The following is a 24,620-nucleotide window of genomic DNA, read 5'->3' as shown; positions in this document are numbered from 1 at the left end:
CAATCACATTATGATAGCGCTTGTCTTGTGTATTCTCCTAATATTCTCAGTGAATTCATCTATTCATTTATAAATTTTGAATCTCATTTAGGACATCAAACAGTCATAAAAAAAGAGTGCCGAAGCACTCTTTCTTTACACCTAATCTGAATTATCCAATCACAATTTGGTGATTTGCCAACAAAGTTTGTATATCTGTTTGAACATTATTGAGTGTGATGAGTGTTGTAAAGTTATAATCTTCACCCGCACCATCACGATCGATCTGAATGACGGTGTTATTTCCAACCACAGTCACAGATAAATACTCCGTTATGGTTTCATTGGCATCCAGAGTTGCTACACCATTAATATAATGTGCAGCACCATCTGCATCTGCCACATAACCAATCAATAACTCTTTAATATTGATAATATCAGCATCTGGTGTGGCTTCTACCGTACCTACTTTGAAACCGTTGACCACGTCACTGCCATTACCACCTGTTGCATCGCCTGCAAGTAAAAGTTTATACATAAGCGTGTCTTGACCGCCAGTAGCGATATTAAATGTATCATCGCCTCCACGACCTTCAAAATAGTTGTTTTTGTTGTTGCCAGTGAAGACATCATCACCAGAAGTCCCAGCAATCCCTTCTATATTTTTAAAGGTCGCCGTTCCAAATCCTGTGTTTTGAGCCGTTGTGAGTCCTAAATTGACCGTAATAGCCGTATGACCAGCCAGTTTATAATCCACAATATCTAAACCGCCTGTATCACTCCAAAGACGAGTTCCTGAAACAATCGAACTACCACCTGCTCCGTCATAGACATCATTGCCTAAAGTCGCGAAGAAGGTATCATTGTAGCCCGTTCCCAAAATACCGACCGATTCAGTTCCAGCAGTTCCATTATTGAGTTTACGGGTAAGATTAGCATTATTGGTTGCGGTTCCTGCTTCAGCAGTCAAAACAAAGGCACTCGATGCAGAAGTTGCCTTAAGACCTGTCCATGCTTCATTGACATTGGCAATGCTAAATCCACCAATGCTACTTTGACCACCCACATGTTGTGCCACACCATTAATATTTCTCAACATAACCAAACTATAGGTTTCATTGGGATCTAAACCATAGAAACTTAGCAAAGCTGTTGAATCACTGGTTTGGTTACCTGACTGTGCATTTAACACTTGTGTACTAATCAGTTTACCTGTGCTGTCGTAGAGTTTCACAGTGTTGCCAAATAAAGCATTAATCCCCTGCTGATCTAAAATTCGAACATGTATACTGGTGCCGTCTTGCACTACATTGGTATTTTTGACTAAGGTTGTTCCAGCGTTTCCTGTAAAGAAAATCACATCTTGTGCGCCATCATAATTGATATCTAAAATCAAAAAGCCACTAATTTGATCAGCATTAGCTGCAGTACCAGGAATATTAATCAGTGTTGATTGACTAAATGTTGTTGAAGTTGCTGATGATGTATTGGTAAATAACAAGACATTTTGTGCAACATTGGTTCCTATATTTGCTGCCGTATAATATGGAATTTCAATAATATCCATGCGTCCATCAGCATTCCAATCAATAGCCGCCGAGCCACCACCTTTTACACCATCACTAAAAATATACATTTTTGTGGTGTCATATCCGCCACTAATACCAGAGCTGGCTGGTGCTGTTGCTGCAATTTTGCCATTATCATTAAAGAAAATTTTACTATTATTTTGCACAGCTGTTGTTGCCAAGAATAAATCTAACCAGCCATCACCATTAAAATCTGCCCAAGTCATCGAGATGCCATCGTATCTATCGGCATTATCATTAAGAAACACATTCTCAATAATTTGGGTCACCTGTAGTCCTTTCAACGGATCAGTGCTATTGGTACCATCATTACTCACGACGACTAAACGGCCATTATTTGAAGTTCCTGTAGCATTCGGCCCGGATACTGTGTTACTAATCCTGTTAGAGAGATAATCCGCATGAAATACGATATCAACTGTTCCATTATTGTTAATATCTACAACTGATATTTCCTTACCTGGTGATGACTGTCCACTTTCAATTCCACCTGAAACAGCATCATAAACAAGTGCAGGATCTTTTTCGAAGTTTGGATTGGTAGCCCCCTTAAGTCCAGTGCCATTGTTTAATACAAAACTACTATCTCTTCCTTGTCCAGCTTCAGCATCATTGGGTGAATTATCCCCATAAACTAAGTCGACATAACCATCGCCTATTTTGTCATAAGCTACAATCGCAGCACGCCAAGACCATGTATTGGCACTGGTAACACCAGTACCACTATAGTCAACACGACTCCCTCCATCATTGTGCCCGACACTACCTACTTGGAAAGCATAGTAACCTGTATTTCCTGCCACATTGGTATTTCCAGTCACGCTAGGCTGTACATAGCTTGAACTTTTATTCTCAAAGGCTTGTTGACCATCTTGATAATAATCATCACTACCAAAAATATCCATGTCACCATCACGGTCAAAGTCGATAAATGTCACTGTACCAACCACACCACTTGAATTATTACCTTTAAGAGTATTAACGTTGAAACTTCCTAAATTGGTACTAGAAGTTGCATTACCATCGAGCACATTCATATTGGCAAAGATTCGCCATTGCCCATTTTCACCGATTGTAATTGACACCCCTTTATTCGCAGTATCTGAAGATGCAGGTAATAAAGGCGCCGCTGGTGCTGATGAAACGACCAATTCGTTGCTGGTGTCGTCTTGGGTAATGGTTCCTGTCGCATTTTTTAGAATAGCAACTACATTATAGGTACCTTCCTCTAAGTTGTTTGCAACCTGCACATACCAAGTGTTATTGATTGGATCTATGACCACAGCACCTGTTTGTGACGAATAGGTTGTTCCACCAATGGTTACTTCCAAATATTCTCCAGGTAAAATTTTAAACCCTGTTGAACCCGTTACGATTGGTGTTGTATCTAAAGTACTTTGCGCGTTGACAATAACCGTTAAATCTATCTGGATGTTAAAACGCAAACTTTCAGCACCTACGTTACCCGCATAATCGACGACTTGCGCATAAAAAGCGTAGGTTTTACCATCTTGAAGCCCAGTGTTAACCTCTATGCTCCATGCCGTGCCCGTCACATCAGCGTAACCAACGAAGGTTGTTTCACCAGCAAGTGTTTGATAAACCGCAACTGTTTCATCAGAAGCCAAATTGGTACTCACTGTACCATGTAATGTTGGATTTCGGTCATCAGTTTGTGAATTATTAGTTGTGACCATACCTTGACTAAAACCTATGTCATCAAAATAAGATGAAATCGTCACGGTTTGCGTTGGACCTACGGTATCAATAATGACTTCTTGCGTATCTGTTGAACCTAAGTTTCCAGCCGTATCAATAATGCGCACTTGATAGGTATAAGAACCATGTACTAAGGTTCGAGTATCTGGATAGCTCCATAAACCACTGTTCACTGTCAAATTAACCCAAGTTAAACCACCATCTATACTAATTTGTGCTCGTTCACCTGTGGCTAAAGTTCCAGAAACAGAACCACGCACCGTTAAGCTGGTGTCATTGGTAATAAAGTCACTATTACTGACACCAAGATCATCAGAAATTGAGGTGATTAAAATAGTATTGGTCGGTGCGACGTCATCCACAATCACCACTTTACTGAACACAGGCGTTGCGTTGCCAGCATGATCAACAATTCGAATTTGATAGGTATGTTCACCATTGCTCAATGTACGACTGGTGTCATCATAGGTCCAAGATGTACCGTTAACCGTTAGATCGATCCACGTATCACCTTCATCCAAACTGATTTGTGCAATTTCATTTGCCAATAGCACTGTAGACACTGAACCATGAATCAATAGGGTTTTATCACGTGTAATGAAATCATTATTGGCATTAATGGTGCCTGTATTTTGATTATTGACATGATCTGTTGCACCTGTGTCATCACTAATCCCTGTAATACTGATGGTTTTGTTTGGTGCTACCGTATCAATGGTCACATTCTGGGTATCACGACTGCCTTCATTGCCCGCGGCATCTGCAATACGGGCAATATACGTATAGGTTTGATCTATTAAAGTATGTGTTTCAGCAAAACTCCAATTTAACCCATTTACCGTAGCCAAATGCCACGTCACACCATTGTCATGACTGATTTGAACATATTCACCTGCATTTAGTACTGTTGTGATGGTGCCAAAAATGGTGAATGTTTTATCATGGGTCAAATAATCACTGTTTGATATACCTGTATCTTCAGTGATGCCTTTGATCTCAATAATATTGTCAGTGTCTGGATCAATTAAATCGACCTCAACCTGAATTTGATCTGTGGAACCCAAGTTGCCTGCTGTATCAATCAATCTGACTCGATAAGTATAGCTACCATGATCTAATGTTCGTCCATCGACATAGCTCCAATTTCCATTGATAATGTCTAGTAAATGCCACGATACGCCATTGTTAAAGCTAATTTGAGCAATTTCAGTTGGATTTAAAGTGCCAGTCAATGTGCCGTTGACAGTGATGCTCTGATCATTGGTAATAAAGTCAGTCGAAGACACACCCGTGTCATCACTAATACTCACGATTTCAATAATCGCAGTAGACGGCGTAGTCTCAGCTGTTTGAATGGTGACTTGTTGTGATGTACTAAAACCAACATTACCCGCAGTATCTACAATGCGTACTTGATAAGTATAAGTGCCATCAATCAATGTACGTCCGTCGATATAATTCCAAACATTTGCTGAGTTAACCGCAAGATCTACCCAATTCACGCCACCATCGATACTGATTTGAGCATATTCATCCGCAGCTAAAGCTACCGACACTGTTCCATGTACCGTAATATTTTGATCATTGGTGATAAAGTCATTTGGATATATACCGTTATCATCCGAGATGGACGTTATACTAATCACTTTCGAAACAATATTTGGCCTTTCAGTGTCAATCGTAACGACTTGATAGTCATTGGAACCCACATTACCTGCAGTATCGACTACACGTACCAAGAATGGATAATCGCCGTCATCTAAGCTTTGATTTACGGTATAACTCCATTGACCATTGCTCATGATTAAATCAATCCAACTGGTCCCATTATTTATACTAATTTGTGCTTTTTCATCACCAGCTAAAACGCCTGTTAATGTGCCATGCAATGTAATGGTCTGATCTGAAGTAATGAAGTCATTATCTAGACCAAAACGTCCAGTATCATCAGAGATTGATGTGATTTTAATTTCAACATCATCTGGGTTAGACACTTGGGTATCGACCGTTACATTCTGATTTGCTGTTGATCCTTCGTTGCCTGCACTATCAACAATACGCACCATATAGTTGTGTACGCCATGTGTGAGTGTCCTTGTATCGACATAATTCCATAGGCCTGCTGAACTGATGTCGAGTGTGAACCACGTCGTGCCACCATCAATACTAATTTGTGCAAACTCATCAACAGCGAGAGCACCCTGCACGTTACCTCTAATGGTTAAGTGAGTATCACTGGTGATAAAATCTGAATTTGACGCACCAGTGTCCTCAGTGATTCCGGTAATCTCGATGGTTTTAGTGGTTGTATTGGGTTGTTCTGTATCGACTTTCACCACTCGCGTATCAGATGATCCGACATTGCCTGCGGTATCTATGACACGGACAGAGTAGGTATAATGACCATCACTTAGAGGACGTGTATCGACATAACTCCATTCGCCTATGGAAGAAATGCTTAGTTGGAACCAATCTGTACCATTGAGACTAATTTGAGCATATTCACCTTCGATCAACGCTTCACTTAGTGTCCCGTGAACAGTCAGAGATTGATCTTTGGTAATAAAATCTGAATCGCTTAAACCTGTATCATCACTGATTGACGTAATTTTAATTTCTTTTGTGGCAATGGGTGCTTGAGTATCGACTTTAACCACTCGATCATCTGTGGTTGCCACATTGCCTGCTTGGTCAATCACACGAACCAAATAGGTATGATCTCCATTGCTCAATGTTCGAGTATCCAGATAAGTCCAGATTCCTAAACTATTGACTGCAAGGTTGATCCAATCCATACCATTATTAACACTGATTTGCGCAAATTCATCACTGGCCAAGGTTCCTGCCAATGTGCCTCGAAGGGTTATATTGGTATCTGAGGTAATGAAGTCTGTTGAGCTCACACCCGTGTCTTCAGTGATTCCTGTGATAGTAATGATTTTTGTCAAATCTTCTAGTTTAGCAAGATCGACTTTGACCACTTGACTGTCCGTTGCACCAATATTTCCAGCGGTATCGACCACTCGAACATAGTAGTGATAACTTCCATCTGACAATGTACGAGTATCGACATAATTCCACTCGCCTAAAGAATTCACCGTCAGATTATCCCAATCCGTACCATTTATACTGATTTGGGCCTGTGTATCTACAAGCAATGTTCCTGTGATACTGCCATGTACGGTTAAACTGGTATCATTGGTCACAAAGTCAGTTGCAGATAGCCCAGTATCATCACTGATTGAATCAATACTGATCGTGATACCCGTTGGCGCAGTGTTATCTACTTTCACCAATTGACTATGCGTCGATCCTACATTTCCAGCAGTGTCGACCACTCGAACATAATAAGTGTAGTCGCCGTCAGCCAATGTACGTCCATCGACATAGCTCCATTGACCCAATGAGTTCACTGATAAATTGCTCCAAGTGAGATTATTCACACTGATTTGGGCAAATTCATCGGCAGCCAAAGTCCCTGTTAAGGTTCCTAAAACCGTCAGATTTTGGTCGTTGGTGATAAAGTCTGTGGTTGATAATCCTGTATCTTGACTAATCGCTGTGATCAGAATTTGATGATCCGTTGTACTTGGTTCTTGGGTGTCAATGGTGACCACTTTATTATGCGTAGAACCGACATTTCCCGCAGTATCAACCACACGAACATAATAGGTATAATCGGTGTTATTGCCATCCAATATTCGAGGGTCGATATAACTCCATTGACCTGACGAATTAAGCGTTAGATTTGTCCAAGTTGTACCATCGACACTGATTTGCGCAAATTCATCGGTAGCCAATACACCAGTCACTGAACCATGAATGGTCAGCGAGGTATCATAGGTAATAAAGTCATTGTTCGATGAACCCGTGTCATCGCTAATCGCAGTAATTTGGATCACTTTTGTCGCGGTATCTGGTGCCAAAAAGTCAATCACTACATCTTTGTCATCGACTGTGCCGACATTCCCCGCTGTATCTATTACACGCACTTGATAATGGTAAGTACCATTGTTCAATGTACGACCATCAACATATGACCACTGACCATTGGAACCCAGCTGTAATGTGGTCCAGTTTGCACCATTATCTAAACTGATCTGTGCAAATTCATCTGCGGTCAACGCACCTGTCACATTGCCGTAAATAGTCAAATTTCTATCATTGGTGATGAAATCACTAGCACTTAAACCTGTGTCTTCATTAATGCTGGTAATGGTAATGACTTTAGTCAGCATATCGGGTTCTTGGCTATCAATGACGACGACTTGGCTATCTGTTGAGCCGACATTACCGGCGGTATCAACGACACGAACGAGATACGTATAGTTACCACTACTCAGTGGACGAGCATCGACATAATCCCAAGCGCCAGCGCTGTTTAGTGACAAAGTGATCCATGTACTACCACCATTGATACTGATTTGCGCAAACTCATTCGGAGCCAGTGGATTACTGACTGTACCATGCACGGTAATACTTGTATCACGCGTGATGAAATCATGGTCACTCAAACCTGTATCATCACTGATTGCAGTAATTTCAATCACCTTAGTGATTGGATCTGGTGCTTGAACGTCAATCGTCACTGTTTTTGACACTACATCATTCGGATCAAAATTTCCTGCGGCATCCACAACACGCACTTGATAAATGTGATCGCCATTTGTCAGTGTTCGTGCATCAATATATTCCCATGTTCCATTGCTTACAGCGAGATTGATCCAATTCACTCCCTGATCTAGACTGATTTGAGCAACCTCACCAACAGCCAAAGTGCCTGTTAATGTACCTTTGATGACTAAGTTTTGGTCACTGGTAATGAAATCTGTCGCAGATAAGCCTGTGTCTTCACTAATACTGGTGATATCAATTGAGACTTGACTTGCATCTGGTGCATCGGTGTCAATCGTGACAACGCGCGTTGCTGTCGAACCACTCGTTCCAACCAGATTAATAACACGCACCCGATAGGTATATTGACCATCTAATAATGTACGTGTATCTAAAAAACTCCACGTTCCATCTGGCTGAATGGTTATTGTTTCCCAACTTGCACCATTATTTAAGGTAATTTCTGCTCGTTCATCTGCTTCCAATACGCCAACCAAAGTCCCATGAATAACAAGATTTTCGTTGTCACTGGTAATGTAATCGCTATTGCTCAGACCGGTATCATCTGAAATTCCAGTGATCTGAATGGTAGATGACGGCGCAATTGCATTGACCACCACCTCTTGGGAATCCAGAGAAGTAATATTTCCAGCCTGATCAATAATACGGACATAATAGTAGTGACTGTCATTGATCAATACACGCTCATCTTCATAGAACCATGAACCATCACTGGCAATGACTAAATTGACCCAATTTTGATTATCAATACTAATTTGTGCGTATTCAAAAGCAGCTAAGCTACCGCTGACGGTACCTCGAATGGTTAAAGTATTATCACTGGTAATAAAGTCATTATTGCTTGCACCTGTATCATCACTAATAGCAGTGATATTAATGGTGGCTGCAGGTGCATTGAGATCAACCCTTACAACTTGCGTATCCGTTGAGCCCACATTACCCGCAGTATCAATGATTCGAACTAAATAGGTATATGAACCGTCTGCTAATGTACGGCCATCTGCATAAGACCACTGCCCAATCGAATTGACAGTTAAGTCAATCCAATCCACACCATCAACACTGATTTGAGCGAACTCATCCGTTGCTAAAGTGCCACTCAATGTTCCTGATATTGTTAATAGCTGATCATTTGTCACAAAGTCAGAATTGCTCAGACCCGTATCTTCTGTGATTGCTGTGATTTGAATCACTTTGGTCAAAATATCTGGTTGTGTTGAATCTACAAGAACAGTTTGATTTGCTGTGGAACCGACATTGCCCGCTGTATCAACGATGCGCACTTGATATTCATGTGAACCATCAGCTAATGTTCGAGTATCAATATAGCTCCATTGACCGAGTGAATTGACACCAAGATTGATCCAAGATGTACCGCCATCTAGACTAATTTGAGCAAATTCATCTGTAGTCAAAATTCCAGTGACTTGGCCATAAATGCTTAAGTTTTTATCACTGGTGATAAAATCAGTATCGCTCAGTCCAGTATCTTCAGATATAGCGCTTATGCTAATCGTTTTGGTTAGAACATTGGGTACATCACTATCTATACGAACCACTTGACTGTCGTTAGAACCGACATTTCCTGCATCGTCGACCACACGGACTAAATAGGTATATGAGCCATCATCTAAAGTTCGGTTATCTTGATAGGTCCATGTGGTTCCCGAAATCGTTAAGTCTTCCCAAGTCGCGCCATTGTCTATACTGATTTGAGCATATTCACCTGATGCTAAAGTTCCTGTAAATGTTCCATGAATACTAATTTGATCATCATTGGTGATAAAGTCTGTGCTACTTAAACCCGTATCATCAGTAATTGATGTGATCTGAATGACTTTGCTCATCACATTTGGCGCAGCAGTATCGACAGTTACGACTTGATTATCGGTTGATCCGACATTACCCGCCGTATCGACTACACGAACTAAATAAGTATGGTTACCATCTGTCAATGTCCGACCATCCACATAGGTCCAAGTACCTCCTGAACCTATAGTCAAATTGATCCAATCATTGCCATTGTTTACACTGATTTGGGCAACTTCATCCAGAGCCAACGTGCCTGTAAGTGTCCCTTTCACGGTTAGATTTTTATCACTGGTAATAAAGTCTGAATCACTTAAGCCAGTGTCATCAGAAATTGCCGTAATTTGAATAACTTGAGTACTTACATCTGGCTGTGTAGTATCAACTTTTACAATTTGACTGTCGGTAGAACCCACATTGCCTGCACTGTCAACAATGCGTACTAAATATTCATGTTCACCATCATCAAGGTCACGACCATCAACAAAAGTCCATGTTCCGCTGCTGATGACTAAATTTGTCCAAGTAACGCCATCATTTAGACTAATCTGTGCAAATTCATTGGCAGCAAGAGTTCCTGTTAAGGTTCCAGAGAGTGTTAATGTCGTGTCACTGGTGACAAAGTCATTTGAACTTAGACCAGTATCATCCGAAATAGCCGTAATCGCGATGACTTTGGTCAATACATCGGGCGCTACAGTATCTAAAACTACATTTTGGTTATCTGTTGAACCGACATTTCCTGCAGCATCAACAATACGAACCAAGTAGGTATATGTTCCATCTAACAGTGTTCGTTGTTCTTGATAATTCCAACGTCCATTGGAGTCTAAACTCAATTCAATCCATGTAACCCCAGCATCAAAACTGATTTGTGCCACTTCATCCATGTCCAAAGTACCCGTGACTTGTCCTGAAAGCACATAAGCTTTGTCACTGGTGATGAAATCAGTAGATGACAGACCTGTATCTTCAGTCATGGATAAAATTTCAATGCTGACAGAAGGATTGACATAATCAACTTTCACAATTTGACTATGTGTTGAACCAACGTTTCCTGCTGTATCGACCACACGAACGGAATAGGTATATTCGCCATTATTCAATACTCGTGTATCGACATAGTTCCAATTACCTGCACTATCGACTGTTAAGTTCACCCATGTCGAACCATTGAGGCTAATTTGAGCGAATTCATCACTTGCGAGTGCCCTGCCAGTCAATGTGCCAAATACGGTTAATTCTCGATCTGACGTGATAAAATCAGTGCCACTCAATCCTGTATCATCACTGATTGCTGTGATACGAATAACATGGGCTGTGCTTGGTGCATCCGTGTCTACAGTCACCGTTTGAGTGGCGGTAGAACCTACATTTCCTGCTGCATCGACTACACGAACTTGGTAAACATGAGCTCCATTTGCGAGTGTACGACCATCTAAATAATTCCAAAGTCCATTACTGACGGCTAAATTGGTCCATGTGGCCCCCCCATCAATACTGATTTGTGCATATTCATTTGAACCTAGTGGACCTGATAATGCACCTCTGACCGTGATATTTTTATCACTAGTGATAAAGTCATTATTGAATAGACCTGTATCTTGAGTGATACCTGTAATCGTAATGGCTTTATCTGTTGCATCTGGTGAAACATTGTCTACAGTCACCACTTGGCTATGTGTTGAACCCACATTGCCAGCAGCATCAACAACACGTACATAATAAGTATGTTGACCATCCAATAATTCACGTGAGTCATCAAAACTCCACGTATTTGCTGTAACGATTAACGTTGTCCAGTTGGTTCCATCCACACTAATTTGCGCAAACTCATTACTACCAAGTGTTCCCGTTAAAGTACCAGAAACTATCAGTTCTCGATCTAACGTATTAAAGTCATTATTGAATAAGCCTGTATCGTCTGTTATGGCTGTAATTCGAATCACGTTGGTCAGAACATCTGGTGCAGCATTATCAATCGTTACCGTCTGATCATCTGTTGATGCCACTGTACCCGCAGTATTGAATACACGAACAATATAGTTATGTGTTCCGTCTGCAAGTGATCTGGTATCGGTATATGACCATGTACCTGAAGTGATTGTGAGATTAATCCAATTTGCACCATCATCTAGACTGATTTGTGCAACGCCAAGGCTAGTCAGCGTACCCGATACAGTACCGTGAACAGTTAAGCTCCGATCAGAGGTAATAAAGTCATTGTTGTATAGCCCCGTATCATCACTAATGCTGGTAATTTGAATATTTAAGTCAGGAATCGCAGTATCAACTTTGACGACTTGCGAACTGCTATGCCCTACATTTCCGGCCAAATCCACAATACGAACATGATAAGTATGGTCACCGTCTACTAATGTTCGATCTGTATCGTCATAACTCCATTCTCCATTTGGAGCGACAACAAGGGTAATCCAACTGTTGCCACCATCAATACTGATTTGAGCACGCTCATCTGAAGCCAAGACTCCAGCGACTTCACCATGAATGATTAAATTCTGGTCATTGGTCACAAAGTCGTTTGCTGTTCCAGTATCCGCATCTATGGCAGTAATATGAATGGTCTTATTGGTGTTATCAGGTTCAATGGTATCCACCACAACCACTTGACTGTCAGTCGAACCCTCATTACCCGCAGCATCGACTATACGTACTTCATACGTATATGAACCATGCGTTAAATTGCGATTATCGATGTACGACCATTCACCATTGTTAATGCTCAGCGTTACCCAATCCGTGCCATTAATGCTGATTTGTGCATATTCATCACTGGCTAAAGTCCCTGTAATCGTTCCATGAACCGTTAACGAGGTATCGCTGGTATTAAAGTCATTATTGAATAGACCCGTATCATCAGAAATGGACGTGATTGCAATAATCTTTGTTGCTGGATCTGGCGCATCCAAATCAACTTTGACAATCTGACTGTCTGTAGAACCGACATTGCCTGCACGATCAACCACGCGTACCAAATAAGTATGATCCCCTTGCGTTAAAGTACGTTGATCATCGTAAGTCCATTCGCCATTCGTGACAATTAAATCTACCCAACTTGAACCATTATCGATACTTATTTGAGCAAATTCGTTGGCTGTTAAAATGCCAGACAAGGTTCCATATATTTCGATTTGCGTGTCATTGGTAATATAATCTTGAGCACTTGAACCTGTATCATCCGTAATACCAAGAATAATAATTTCTTTGGTAATTGGATCAGGAGCATTCAAATCAAGCGTTACGTTTTGGCTAGCGGTTGATCCAACGTTCCCTGCTTGATCCACGATACGAACATCATATGAGTAAGTACCATGAGTCAGCGCTTGTGGGTTTTGATAGGTCCAGTTTCCAGAGGCATCGAGTGTTAAATTGATCCAATTTCCACCATTCACACGGATTTGAGCAATTTCACCTGTAGCCAATAAAGTGACATCATTGACTGTACCCGAAATACTAAACTCAGGATCTGAAGTGATAAAATCGGTTGAGGAAATGCCTGTGTCTTCATCAATTGCTGTGATTAAAATTGCAATATTATCTTCGTCAGGAGCATCTAAATCGACAGTCACCACTTTGCTATCTGTTGAGCCGACATTACCTGCATCATCGACTACACGCACTTGATAGGTATAATTGGCATGACCAAGTGTTCTGTTATCAACAAAATGCCAATTGCCACTCGCATCCAGCGTTAAATTGATCCAAGTTGTACCGTCAACTGAAATTTGCGCATGTTCACCGCTTGCTAAAGTACCCGTGAACGTTCCACTAATGGTGAGTGAAGTATCACTGGTAATAAAGTCTTGATCATCTAAACCGGTGTCCTCACTGATTGATGTAATGTGAATGACTTTGGAACTTATATCAGGGACTTCTGTATCGACTGTAATGGTTTGACTGTCGGTAGATATCTCAGCTCCGACATTGTTTAAAATTCTAACAAATACATTATGTTGACCATCTGCCAATGCATCTGGGATGGTGTAAGTCCATTCTTGATTTGAATTTAAGGTTAAATTTATCCAGAGTGTTCCATCTAAACTAATTTGAACCTGCTCATCACCCGTTAAGGTGCCAAGCACGTGACCATTCACAGTGATGGTATCATTATTGGTAATGAAATCACTCGAACTCAAACCAGTATCTTCTGTAATTGAATTGATGTGAATTGTGTAGTCTGGAATGCTTGCATTGACCACAATGTCTTTTTGATGAGTTGAACCCACATTGCCTGCAAGATCAATGACACGCACATAATAAGTATGTGTACCATTACTTAAAACATTGGCTTGATCATCATGAGTCCATTGGCCATTGGTCACAGTTAGATTTTGCCATAACCCATTATTCAATCGAATTTGGGCGACTTCATCGACCTCAAGTGGATTAGATAAAGTACCTCGTACAATCAGGGTATTATCGGTGGTCAAAAAGTCACTGGTATCAATACCATCATCGTCATCTATAGCTGTTATCGCAATGACTTTATCTGTGGTACTTGGTGCATCATTATCAATGACCACAACTTGGCTATGCGTTGAACCAACATTTCCTGCTTTATCCACGACGCGGACATAATATGTATAGCTGCCATCAGCAAGTACACGACTATCGACATAGCTCCATGTATTATTGCTGATGCTTAAGATTTCCCAGTCTGTTCCATCAACACTGATTTGGGCATATTCACCTGCAAGCAATGTTCCTGTCAGGGTTCCACTGACAGTCAATTGGTCATCCTGTGTATAAAAATCAGTTGAATTTAAACCTGTATCATCCGTAATTGCTGTAATTTTAATCACTTTACTTAAGCTAGGCGCAGTGTTATCTATCACGACAATTTGACTATCTGTCGATCCTACATTACCCGCAAGATCAACAATACGAACTTCAATTGTATAGGTACTGTTGTCATTTAATGTGTCTGTATTAAAGGTCCAATTTGCACCAGAGAGTAAAACATCTGACCATGTTATGCCGTCTAGACTGATCTGAGCAAATTCATCTATAGCCAATGCCCCTGTTAATGTTCCGTTGATAATCAAACTTCGATCTTGTGTGACAAAGTCATTATTCAATATGCCTGTATCATCAGTGATTCCAGTAATTTGAATGACTTTATCTGAATCACTAGGCGCCTCGTTATCCACTGTAACGACTTCTTCATGGGTTGAGCCCACATTACCCGCTTGATCGACCACTCGTACATAGTAAGTATATGTATTATCCGCCAAGGTACGACCATCCACATAACTCCATGTTCCCGCGCTAACAGTGAGCGTTGTCCAAGTCGTTCCATCAATACTAATTTGCGCAAACTCATCTGCTGCTAAGGTACCAGTCAAAGTTCCATGAATGGTCAGTGTTTTATCTTGAGTTACAAAATCATCATCTAACAGTCCTGTGTCGTCACTAATTTCTGTAATTTTTATTTCATTTGTTGCTACATTTGGTCCAGTTTGATCAATTTTCACCGCTTGGCTGTGTGTCGATCCAACATTGCCTGCACGGTCCACCACACGTACTTCATAGATATAATCACCCGGTGGAAGAGCACGACTATCGACATAACTCCAATTGTTTCCTGTCACAGTTACATCGACCCAGTCACCATCAATTAAGATTTGGGCAAACTCATTGCTGGCCAATGTGCCTGTCAATGTACCATTTACGGTAAGTTGATTATCTGAAGTGATAAAATCAGTGCTGGATAAACCGGTATCTTCTGAAATAGAGGTAATCTTAATCACATGATTTGTTGTGTTTGGAGGCAAACCATCAACAATGACATCCTGCTCTGACGTAAATCCAACGTTACCTGCAGCATCGACAATACGAACCATGTATTTGTACGTACCGTCAGCCAAGTTTCGACCATCCAGATATTCCCACTGATTTGCCGTTACAGTGAGTGTTGACCACGTTGCGCCATTATCTATACTGATTTGGGCATATTCATCGGTCGCTAAACTACCAACAATGTTGCCCTTCACGGTCAGAGTCCGATCATTGGTCACAAAATCGTTATTCGCTAAACCAGTGTCGTCACTAATCGCTGTAATGTGAATTATTTTATCTATAGGACTTGGCGGATTTAAATCGACCTGAACCGTTTGTTGAGATGTTGAACCGACATTACCTGCACTATCAACGATACGCACTTGATAAGTGTAAGCTCCATGAACTAAGGTTCGAGAATCCGTGTAACTCCACTGCCCGTTGTTTAACGTTAAGGTTTCCCAGTTTGTTCCATCAATACTAATTTGAGCAAATTCATCAGCAGCTAAAGTACCATTCACTTGTCCATGGATTACTAATGTTTGATCATTGGTTTTAAAATCGGTAGCGCTTAAACCTGTATCATCACTAATGCTGGTAATTTGAATGGTTTTATTCACAATGTCTGGACGTTCAACATCGACCTTGACAATTTGGCTGTGTGTTGAACCAATATTGCCAGCGGTATCTACAACGCGCACATAATAGGTGTGGTTTCCTGATGTTAGAGTCCGACTATCATTGAAACTCCAATCACCATTGGTCGCAACACTCAGTGTTTCCCAACTGATACCATTGATACTGATTTGAGCGAATTCATCATTATCCAGCACGCCACTTAAATGTCCACGTACGATGAGGGTTTGGTCATTGGTAATAAAGTCTGCATTACTTAGCCCTGTATCATCACTGATCGAAGTGATCTGAATTTGTTTATCACTTGAATCTGGTGCTGTGTCATCAACGACGACCAGTTTAATATCGTCTGAACCGAGATTACCTGCTAGATCGACGACACGAACCTCATAAGTACGATCACCACTGATCAAAACTTGATTGTCAACAAAACTCCAAGCGCCGTTATTGATGTTTAAAGTTGACCAAGTTCCGCCGTTCACACGTATTTGTGCAAACTCATCATTACCCAATGTTCCTGTCAACGTCCCATGAACAGTCAAACTCTTATCACTGGTAATAAAGTCTGTTTCGCTTAAGCCTGTGTCATCACTAATGCTGGTGATTTTAATCACTTTATTCGATGCGTCTGGTGCTTGTTTATCAATAATAACCACTTGGCTATCGGTAGAACCAACATTACCTGCGGTATTGGTGACACGCACTTCAATATTGTGTGAACCTGAAGCCCATGCTGTCGTGAAATCATAGTGCCAAGTCTGATCTGTGACGTTGACTTCGACATTCATCCAGCTACCGTTATCTACTCGGATTTGTGCAATTTCATCTGCATTTAATGGGTCTGACAATGTCCCCTTCACGGTCAAAATGTCATCGCTGGTCACGAAATCATTGGTATTTAAACCCGTATCTTCACTGATTTCTGTAATTTGAATCGTCACCAATGGATCATTCGAATCGACGGTCACAGTTTTTTGATCTACTGATCCGACGTTACCTGCTGTATCGACAACACGAACAAAGTAATCGTGTGTACCATTAGCCAATAATCGATTATCGACATAGCTCCATGCACCGCCAACAATGGTTAAGTTATGCCATGTTGTTCCATCTGTACTGATCTGTGCATATTCACCCAATGCTAAAGTGCCTGTGAAGGTTCCTTTAATGGTGAGGCTATTATCACTGGTAATAAAGTCCTCAGGATCCAATCCTGTATCTTCGCTGATTGCAGTGATTCTAATGATATTGACGGTATCATCAGGTTCATGCGTATCGATGGTGACAAGCTGACTGTCTATTGATCCAACATTACCCGCTTGGTCGATGACTCGAACTTGATAATTGTGCTGTCCATCAGTGAGGGTTCGAGTATCAATATAACTCCAGTCACCATTGGCATCGACTGTTAAGTCTGTCCAAGAGAGACCATTGTCATAACTGATCTGTGCAAATTCTTTACCTGCCTCTAAAATTCCAGTCAGTGTGCCTGATACGGTTAGATTTTCATTATGACTGGTAATGAAGTCTGAACTATTTAAGCCTGTGTCTGCATTAATTGCGACAATATCGATGACTATCGTATTTAGTGGTTTGGTTGCATCAACGGTCACCAATTGACTGTCCGTTGATCCTATATTTCCAGCTTGATCCACCACGCGAACGTGATAAGTATATTCACCGTCGGCGAGAGTACGCCCATCCACATAGCTCCATGATCCATCACTTTCAATAGATAAATTAAACCATGTCGTACCATTCACACTAATTTGTGCAAATTCATCAGTCGCAAGTGTGCCTGTGAAAGTGCCATGAATAGTCAGGCTTTTATCACTGGTCATATAATCTGTCGCACTTAAACCGGTGTCATCAGATATTCCTGTAATTTCAATTTGTTTAGTTAATTCATCTGGTTTTGCAGTATCGATTTTAATCAATTCATTGTGCGTAGAACCTACATTTCCTGCGACATCGACCACACGAACATAATAGCGATGTTCGCCATTTGCCAAAATAGTAGGCTCTGTATAGCTCCATTCACCATTTGTTACGGTCAATGTTGTCCACGTTGAGCCGTCCAAACTAATCTGCGCAAACTCTTTAGTCGGGACTAACGGTACTGACAATGTGCCTTTTATTATGAGATTGGTATCTTGATGGGTCACAAAGTCCGTCGAACTTAATCCAGTGTCTTCTTCTATCGCTGTGATTCGAATAATTTTATTGATATGTTGTACATCATAATCTACTTCTACTTCTATAAAATCCTCAGAACCGATATTCCCCGCAGTGTCGACAATACGAACCATATAAATATATGTATCATTGTTGAGTAATCTATGGTCGTCATAACTCCAATGACGTGTAGCATCTACCTGTAAATTATGCCAGGTGACACCTTCATCTAAACTGATTTGCGCAAATTCGTCTGGCGCCAGTGTTCCAGTACCATCAATTTGACCATAGATAGTGAGACTTCGATCTTGAGTAATGAAATCTATAGAACTTAAGCCTGTATCGTCACTAATTGATGTTATTTTTATGCTATTTTCTGTGGTGTCAGGACTGGTATAATCAAGTTTAACGGTTTGATTTGCGGTTGAGCCAACATTGCCTGCTGTGTCAATAATACGAACTTCATAAATATATTCACCCGCATTTAAATTAGTGCTATTTGGATATTGCCAAAGACCATTGGCGCCCACGGTTAAGTCTTGCCAATTTCCAGCATTGACGCGAATTTGAGCAACTTCATCCGCATCCAGCGTTCCAGTCAATTGACCATTCAGAGTAAATTGACGATGACTGGTAATGAAATCATTGTTTTCCAAACCAGTATCATTGGTAATAGAAAGTATTTCGATGATTTTTTCATTGACATCAGGCACAGCATTATCGACGGTTACAACTTTGCTATCACTGGATCCGACATTACCTGCAGTATCGATAACACGGACGCTATAGGTGTATTGACCATCACTTAAAATTCGATGATCTTCATAACTCCATGTATTGTTGGAAATGAGGAGATTATTCCAAGTGGTTCCATCTACACTAATTTGAGCATATTCACCTGAACCTAATGCACCAGTAAATGACCCGTGAATCGTCAAGCTACGATCTTGGGTCACATAATCGTTATTTAACAAACCTGTATCATCTGTAATCGATTCGATTTTGATCACTTTGGTATTTGGATTTGGTTCGAGTAAATCTACTGTGACTGTTTTTGTATCTGATGAGCCAAGATTCCCTGCCGTATCAATAACACGGACTCGATAGGTATAATCATCACTTACTAAATTCCGTCCATCAATATAGCTCCATTCACCTAGTGAGTTAACTGAAAGTTCGATCCAATTGAGCCCATTATCAATGCTGATTTGAGCCAATTCACCTGTATCTAACGCACTACTTAATGTCCCAAGAATGGTCAAGCTATTATCACTGGTGATAAAGTCATTTGTTTCTAGACCTGTATCTTCTGATATAGACGTGATTTGAATGATTTTATCCAGTGGATTCGGAGGTGCTGTATCAATGGTCACGACTTTAGAATCGATTGAACCTAGGTTCCCCGCTTGATCGATCACACGTACCTGATAGGTATACTGTCCATCATCCAAAGTTCGGCTATCTACATAGGTCCAATTTCCACTTGAATTGACAGACAAATTAATCCAAGTCGTTCCATTAAGACTCATTTGCGCATATTCATCAGACGCAAGTGTGCCGCTCAGTGTTCCAAATATCGTGATATTTTTATCACTGGTGATGTAGTCATTGGTATAAAGACCTGTATCTTCTGTGATGCCTGTAATTTTAATTTGGTGTGATGTGGTATTTGGTTCTGCTGTATCAACCTTCACGACTTGACTATGATTTGAACCGACATTTCCTGCAGTATCTACCACTCTCACGCGATAGGTATAGTTTCCATCACCAAGTGTTCTTGAATCGTTATATGACCATTGACCGAATGAATTAATATTTAGATTGACCCAAGTCGTGCCATTTATACTGATTTGAGCAAACTCATCATTTTCAAGCGTTCCAGTCAAGGTCCCATGAATGGTCAATGAATTATCGGAAGTAATAAAGTCTGTCGTATTTAAACCAGTGTCATCACTAATGGATGTAATTCTAATTTCATTGACTGCTGTATCTGGCGCTGCAGAGTCGACGACAACCACTTGGCTATCAGTTGACCCTAGATTACCCGCACGATCTATAACACGTACGGAATAAGTATATTCACCATCTGAAAGTGTTGATGGGTTGTCATATGACCAATCACCTTGTGCATCAACTACTAAGTTAAACCAATTCACACCATCTACACTGATTTGCGCGAACTCATCTGAACTGAGCGTTCCTGTTAAATGACCATTGACGGTAAAATCATTGTCATTGGTAATAAAATCCTCACCATTTAAACCAGTATCTTGGGTAATGGACGTGATAGAGATGACTTTTGTACTTGTATCAGGCGAATTTTTATCAATTTTAACGACTTGTGAATCTATTGATCCAACATTTCCAGCACTGTCAACCACACGAACTTGATAGGTATAATTGCCATTATTTAATGTACGTGTATCGACATAGCTCCACTCACCAGCGACGATCGTTAAATCTTCCCAAGTCGAGCCATTTAAACTAATTTGCGCAAACTCATCTGCTGCAAGCGTTCCATTCAAAGAACCATGAATGGTTAAGCTATCATCATGGGTGATAAAATCTGTGCTATCTAAGCCTGTATCATCACTGATTGAGGTAATCGCAATTGTTTTAGAGAGTGCATCAGGTGCTTGAGAGTCAATCTTGACCAGTTGATTATGTTCTGAATCAATATTTCCCGCTTGATCAACCACTCGAACATAATAGGTATAGTCACCATCCGTTAAATTGCGCTGATCTGTATAAGACCACTGTCTGGCTGAATTGACAGAAAGGTTCCCCCATGTTGAACCATTATCAATACTGATTTGGGCATATTCATTAGAAGCAAGTTGTGCCGAAATGGTGCCCTTGACCTCTAAACTCTTATCCTTGGTAATAAAGTCTGAATTGCTCAAACCCGTGTCTTCAGTGATTGCAGTAATCAAAATTTCAATTTTGTCTGTATCTGCTTTTTCAGTATCAACCGTCACAACTTGTGAATGTGTTGAGCCCACATTTCCAGCGGTATCGACAACACGCACATAATAGGTATATTGACCATTGGTTAATATTCGTCCATCACTAAACGACCAGTTCCCCAACGAATTAACGTCTAAATTTGTCCATGACGTGCCATTTATACTGATTTGAGCAAACTCACTACTGGCCAATGGATTTGATAAAGTCCCGCTGACACTTAAAACAGTATCACTGGTAATAAAATCTGAGGTGCTTAAGCCTGTATCTTCAGTAATTGCTGTAATTTTAATGATTTTATTGAGTGGATCTGGAGCATCAGAATCAATTTTAACAATGCGTTGATCTGTATCTCCTTCATTTCCCGCTTGATCGATGATACGTACACGATATTCATGATCACCATCTGAGAGTGTCCGTGTATCCACATAAGACCAATGGCCTAATGAATTTGCAGAGATATTGATCCAATTCAACCCACCATCAATACTGATTTGTGCGAATTCATCGGATGCCAAGGTTCCTGTTAAAGTCCCTCTAATGGTGAGACTTTTATCGCTGGTGATAAAGTCGGTGTTGCTTAAACCCGTGTCATCACTGATCGCTGTAATAGCAATTTGCTTGGTATTTGTATCGGGTTCAGTGCCATCAATTTTGACCAATTGACTGTCAGTTGAGCCCACATTACCCGCTTGATCTACGACTCTGACTAAGAAGTTATATTCACCATCGGTTAAAGTACCTGGTACCGCATAACTCCATTGATTTGAAATAACAACTAAACCTTCCCAACTTGCTCCACCATCACGGCTGATTTGGGCAACTTCATCCGTATCTAAATTTCCTGTTAAGGTTCCATGAATGGTGATTTGATCATCCTGCGTGATAAAATCGGTACTGCTTAAGCCAGTATCATCGCTAATACTGGTAATTTGGATCACTTTGGTTTGATTATCAGGTGCTGAAGAATCAATGGTAACCACTCTTTGACTGTTTGAGCCCACATTACCAGCGGTATCTATAACACGCACATAATAAGTATGATGACCGTCTGAAAGCGTACGGTTATCGACAAAAGTCCAGTGACCATTGGATGCAATACCTAGATTGACCCAGTTTTGATTGTCTATACTAATTTGTGCATTTTCACCTGCACCTAAAGTTCCAGTTAAATCACCTCGAATCGTTAAACTTTTATCATTGGTTATAAAGTCCGTAGCTGATAAGCCTGAGTCTTCACTAATGGAAGTAATACTAATGGTGTTCAGCGCAGTGTCTGGCGGAAGTGTATCTACTTCAACCACTTGAGAATCTGTTGATCCCACATTACCCGCTAAATCTACAACACGAACTCGATAGGTATATTCACCATCAGTCAATGTTCGCCCATCTATATACGTCCAAGCGCCACTTGTAACTATAAGGTCTTCCCAAGTGTTACCACCATCAATACTGATTTGGGCAACTTCATTGGCTTGTAATTGACCTGTTAAAGTCCCTTTAACTGCAATATTTGTACTTTGAGAAATAAAGTCATTATTACTGACCCCTGTGTCCTCAACTATTCCCGTGATTTCTATCCTTTTTGTTAGTGCATCAGGTGCTTGCGTATCAACAGTGACCGTTTTTAAATCTGTAGAGCCTATATTTCCAGCATCATCAACAATTCGAACGCGATAAATATATTGACCGTCGTTTAATGTACGTGCATCAAAATAAGTCCATTGTCCAGAACCACTCACATTGAGATTTTGCCAATTTAATCCGTTATCAATACTGATTTGTACAGACTCATCAGCCAACAAAGATTGAGAGATTTGACCTTGAACAAAAAGTGTTTTATCACTGGTGATAAAGTCTGTTGAACTTAAACCGCTGTCGTCCGTAATCGATAAAATTTCAATGATGTTGCTTGTATCAGGTCCATGCGTATCGATGGTTACAATTTGACTTGCAGTTGAACCAACATTTCCTGCAGCATCAACAACACGGACTTGATAGGTATATTGTCCATCAGTCAATGTTCGTCCATCTGTATAAGACCACTGTCCTAAAAGATTAACGCTGAGCGTTGTCCAAGTGACGCCATTGTCTGTACTGATTTGTGCATATTCATTGGCAGGTAAAGTTTGAGAAAGAGTTCCGTGAATGGTCAAGCTGGTATCGGAAGTAATAAAGTCAGTCGTATCTAAACCAAGATCATCACTAATGGCTGTGATTTGAATTTCATAATCGTCTGAATCTGGCGCTGTTATATCAATGGTGACATTACGACTATCGGTAGAACCCACTTGACCTGCTGCGTCTATAACACGAACTTGATACGTATAAGTTCCCTCAGACAATGTACGAGTATCGAAATAAGTCCATTGACCGTTTGAATTCACCGTCAGGTCTATCCATGTAATTCCGTCATCGACACTAATTTGAGCGCGATCATCCGCAGTCAATGGTTCAGAAATAGTACCGCTAATGGATAAGTTTTGAATATTAGTAACAAAGTCATTACTTGCTAAACCAGAATCATCTGAAATGTTTGTTATTTTAATTTTTGCTGTCGGCACTGGATCTGAAGATTTCCCACCACCACCGCCTCTGCCAATGAGTGCAGCAAGAATACCCGCGGCCGTAAAACCACCTGCCCAAGGCAAGGCTGCATCAATTGGATGATGATAAAGTAAAGGTTCAATGTCATTGATCAAATCATAGCGAATAAAAACTTCATCAGCCGAGAATTCTGCACGGTAAAGACGAACACCGTCTTTAAAAACCAAATCATGATCAGTATTTTCTTTAAAAAAATCTTCGATGATGATTCTTTCACCATTTTTTAATACAACTACGGCAGATGTACCCTCATGCAAAATGGATTCAATATCACTAATCGATATATCTAAGACAACTACCGAGTTTTCAGACAGCTTTACGCTATTCGCCCCAGTTTTTAAGAGTACGTTATGTGTAGATTTTGAAATAATTTGCATATTCTTATCCTTTATTTTTGGCGTATTATTTTTTTAATTTAAAAATCTTATATAAAAACCAATTTCATCTATATTTTTAAAAATTATTATAACTACTTTTATAGTTTATTTTACTACACATAACAAACGATTTAAAACTACTAAATACAAAATAAATATTTTAGAAGAAAAATAATACCAGCATATTAAATATTAAATTAACTTGATTATTTTCTATAAAAGTAAACTTTACAACAAAATAGAAAAACACATATTAATAATTCAAAAACAATGAGTTACAAACAAACAATGATTATTTTTAAAATTAAAAATCAACTATTTTATTGAAAGA

General features: G+C 40.3%; 1 protein-coding gene. It reads right to left on the bottom strand.

The features are described from left to right. Positions 1-151 precede the first annotated feature (151 nt). Positions 152-24,289, bottom strand: coding sequence for an Ig-like domain-containing protein (locus G8E00_RS05240; RefSeq protein WP_166222449.1), 24,138 nt, complete (start codon positions 24,287-24,289; stop codon positions 152-154). Positions 24,290-24,620 lie beyond the last annotated feature (331 nt).

Origin of the sequence: Acinetobacter shaoyimingii (assembly GCF_011578045.1) — a bacterium.
Lineage (GTDB): Bacteria > Pseudomonadota > Gammaproteobacteria > Pseudomonadales > Moraxellaceae > Acinetobacter > Acinetobacter shaoyimingii.
Note: the sequence above shows the minus strand (reverse complement) of the source record. Positions and strands in the feature narration are given on the sequence as shown.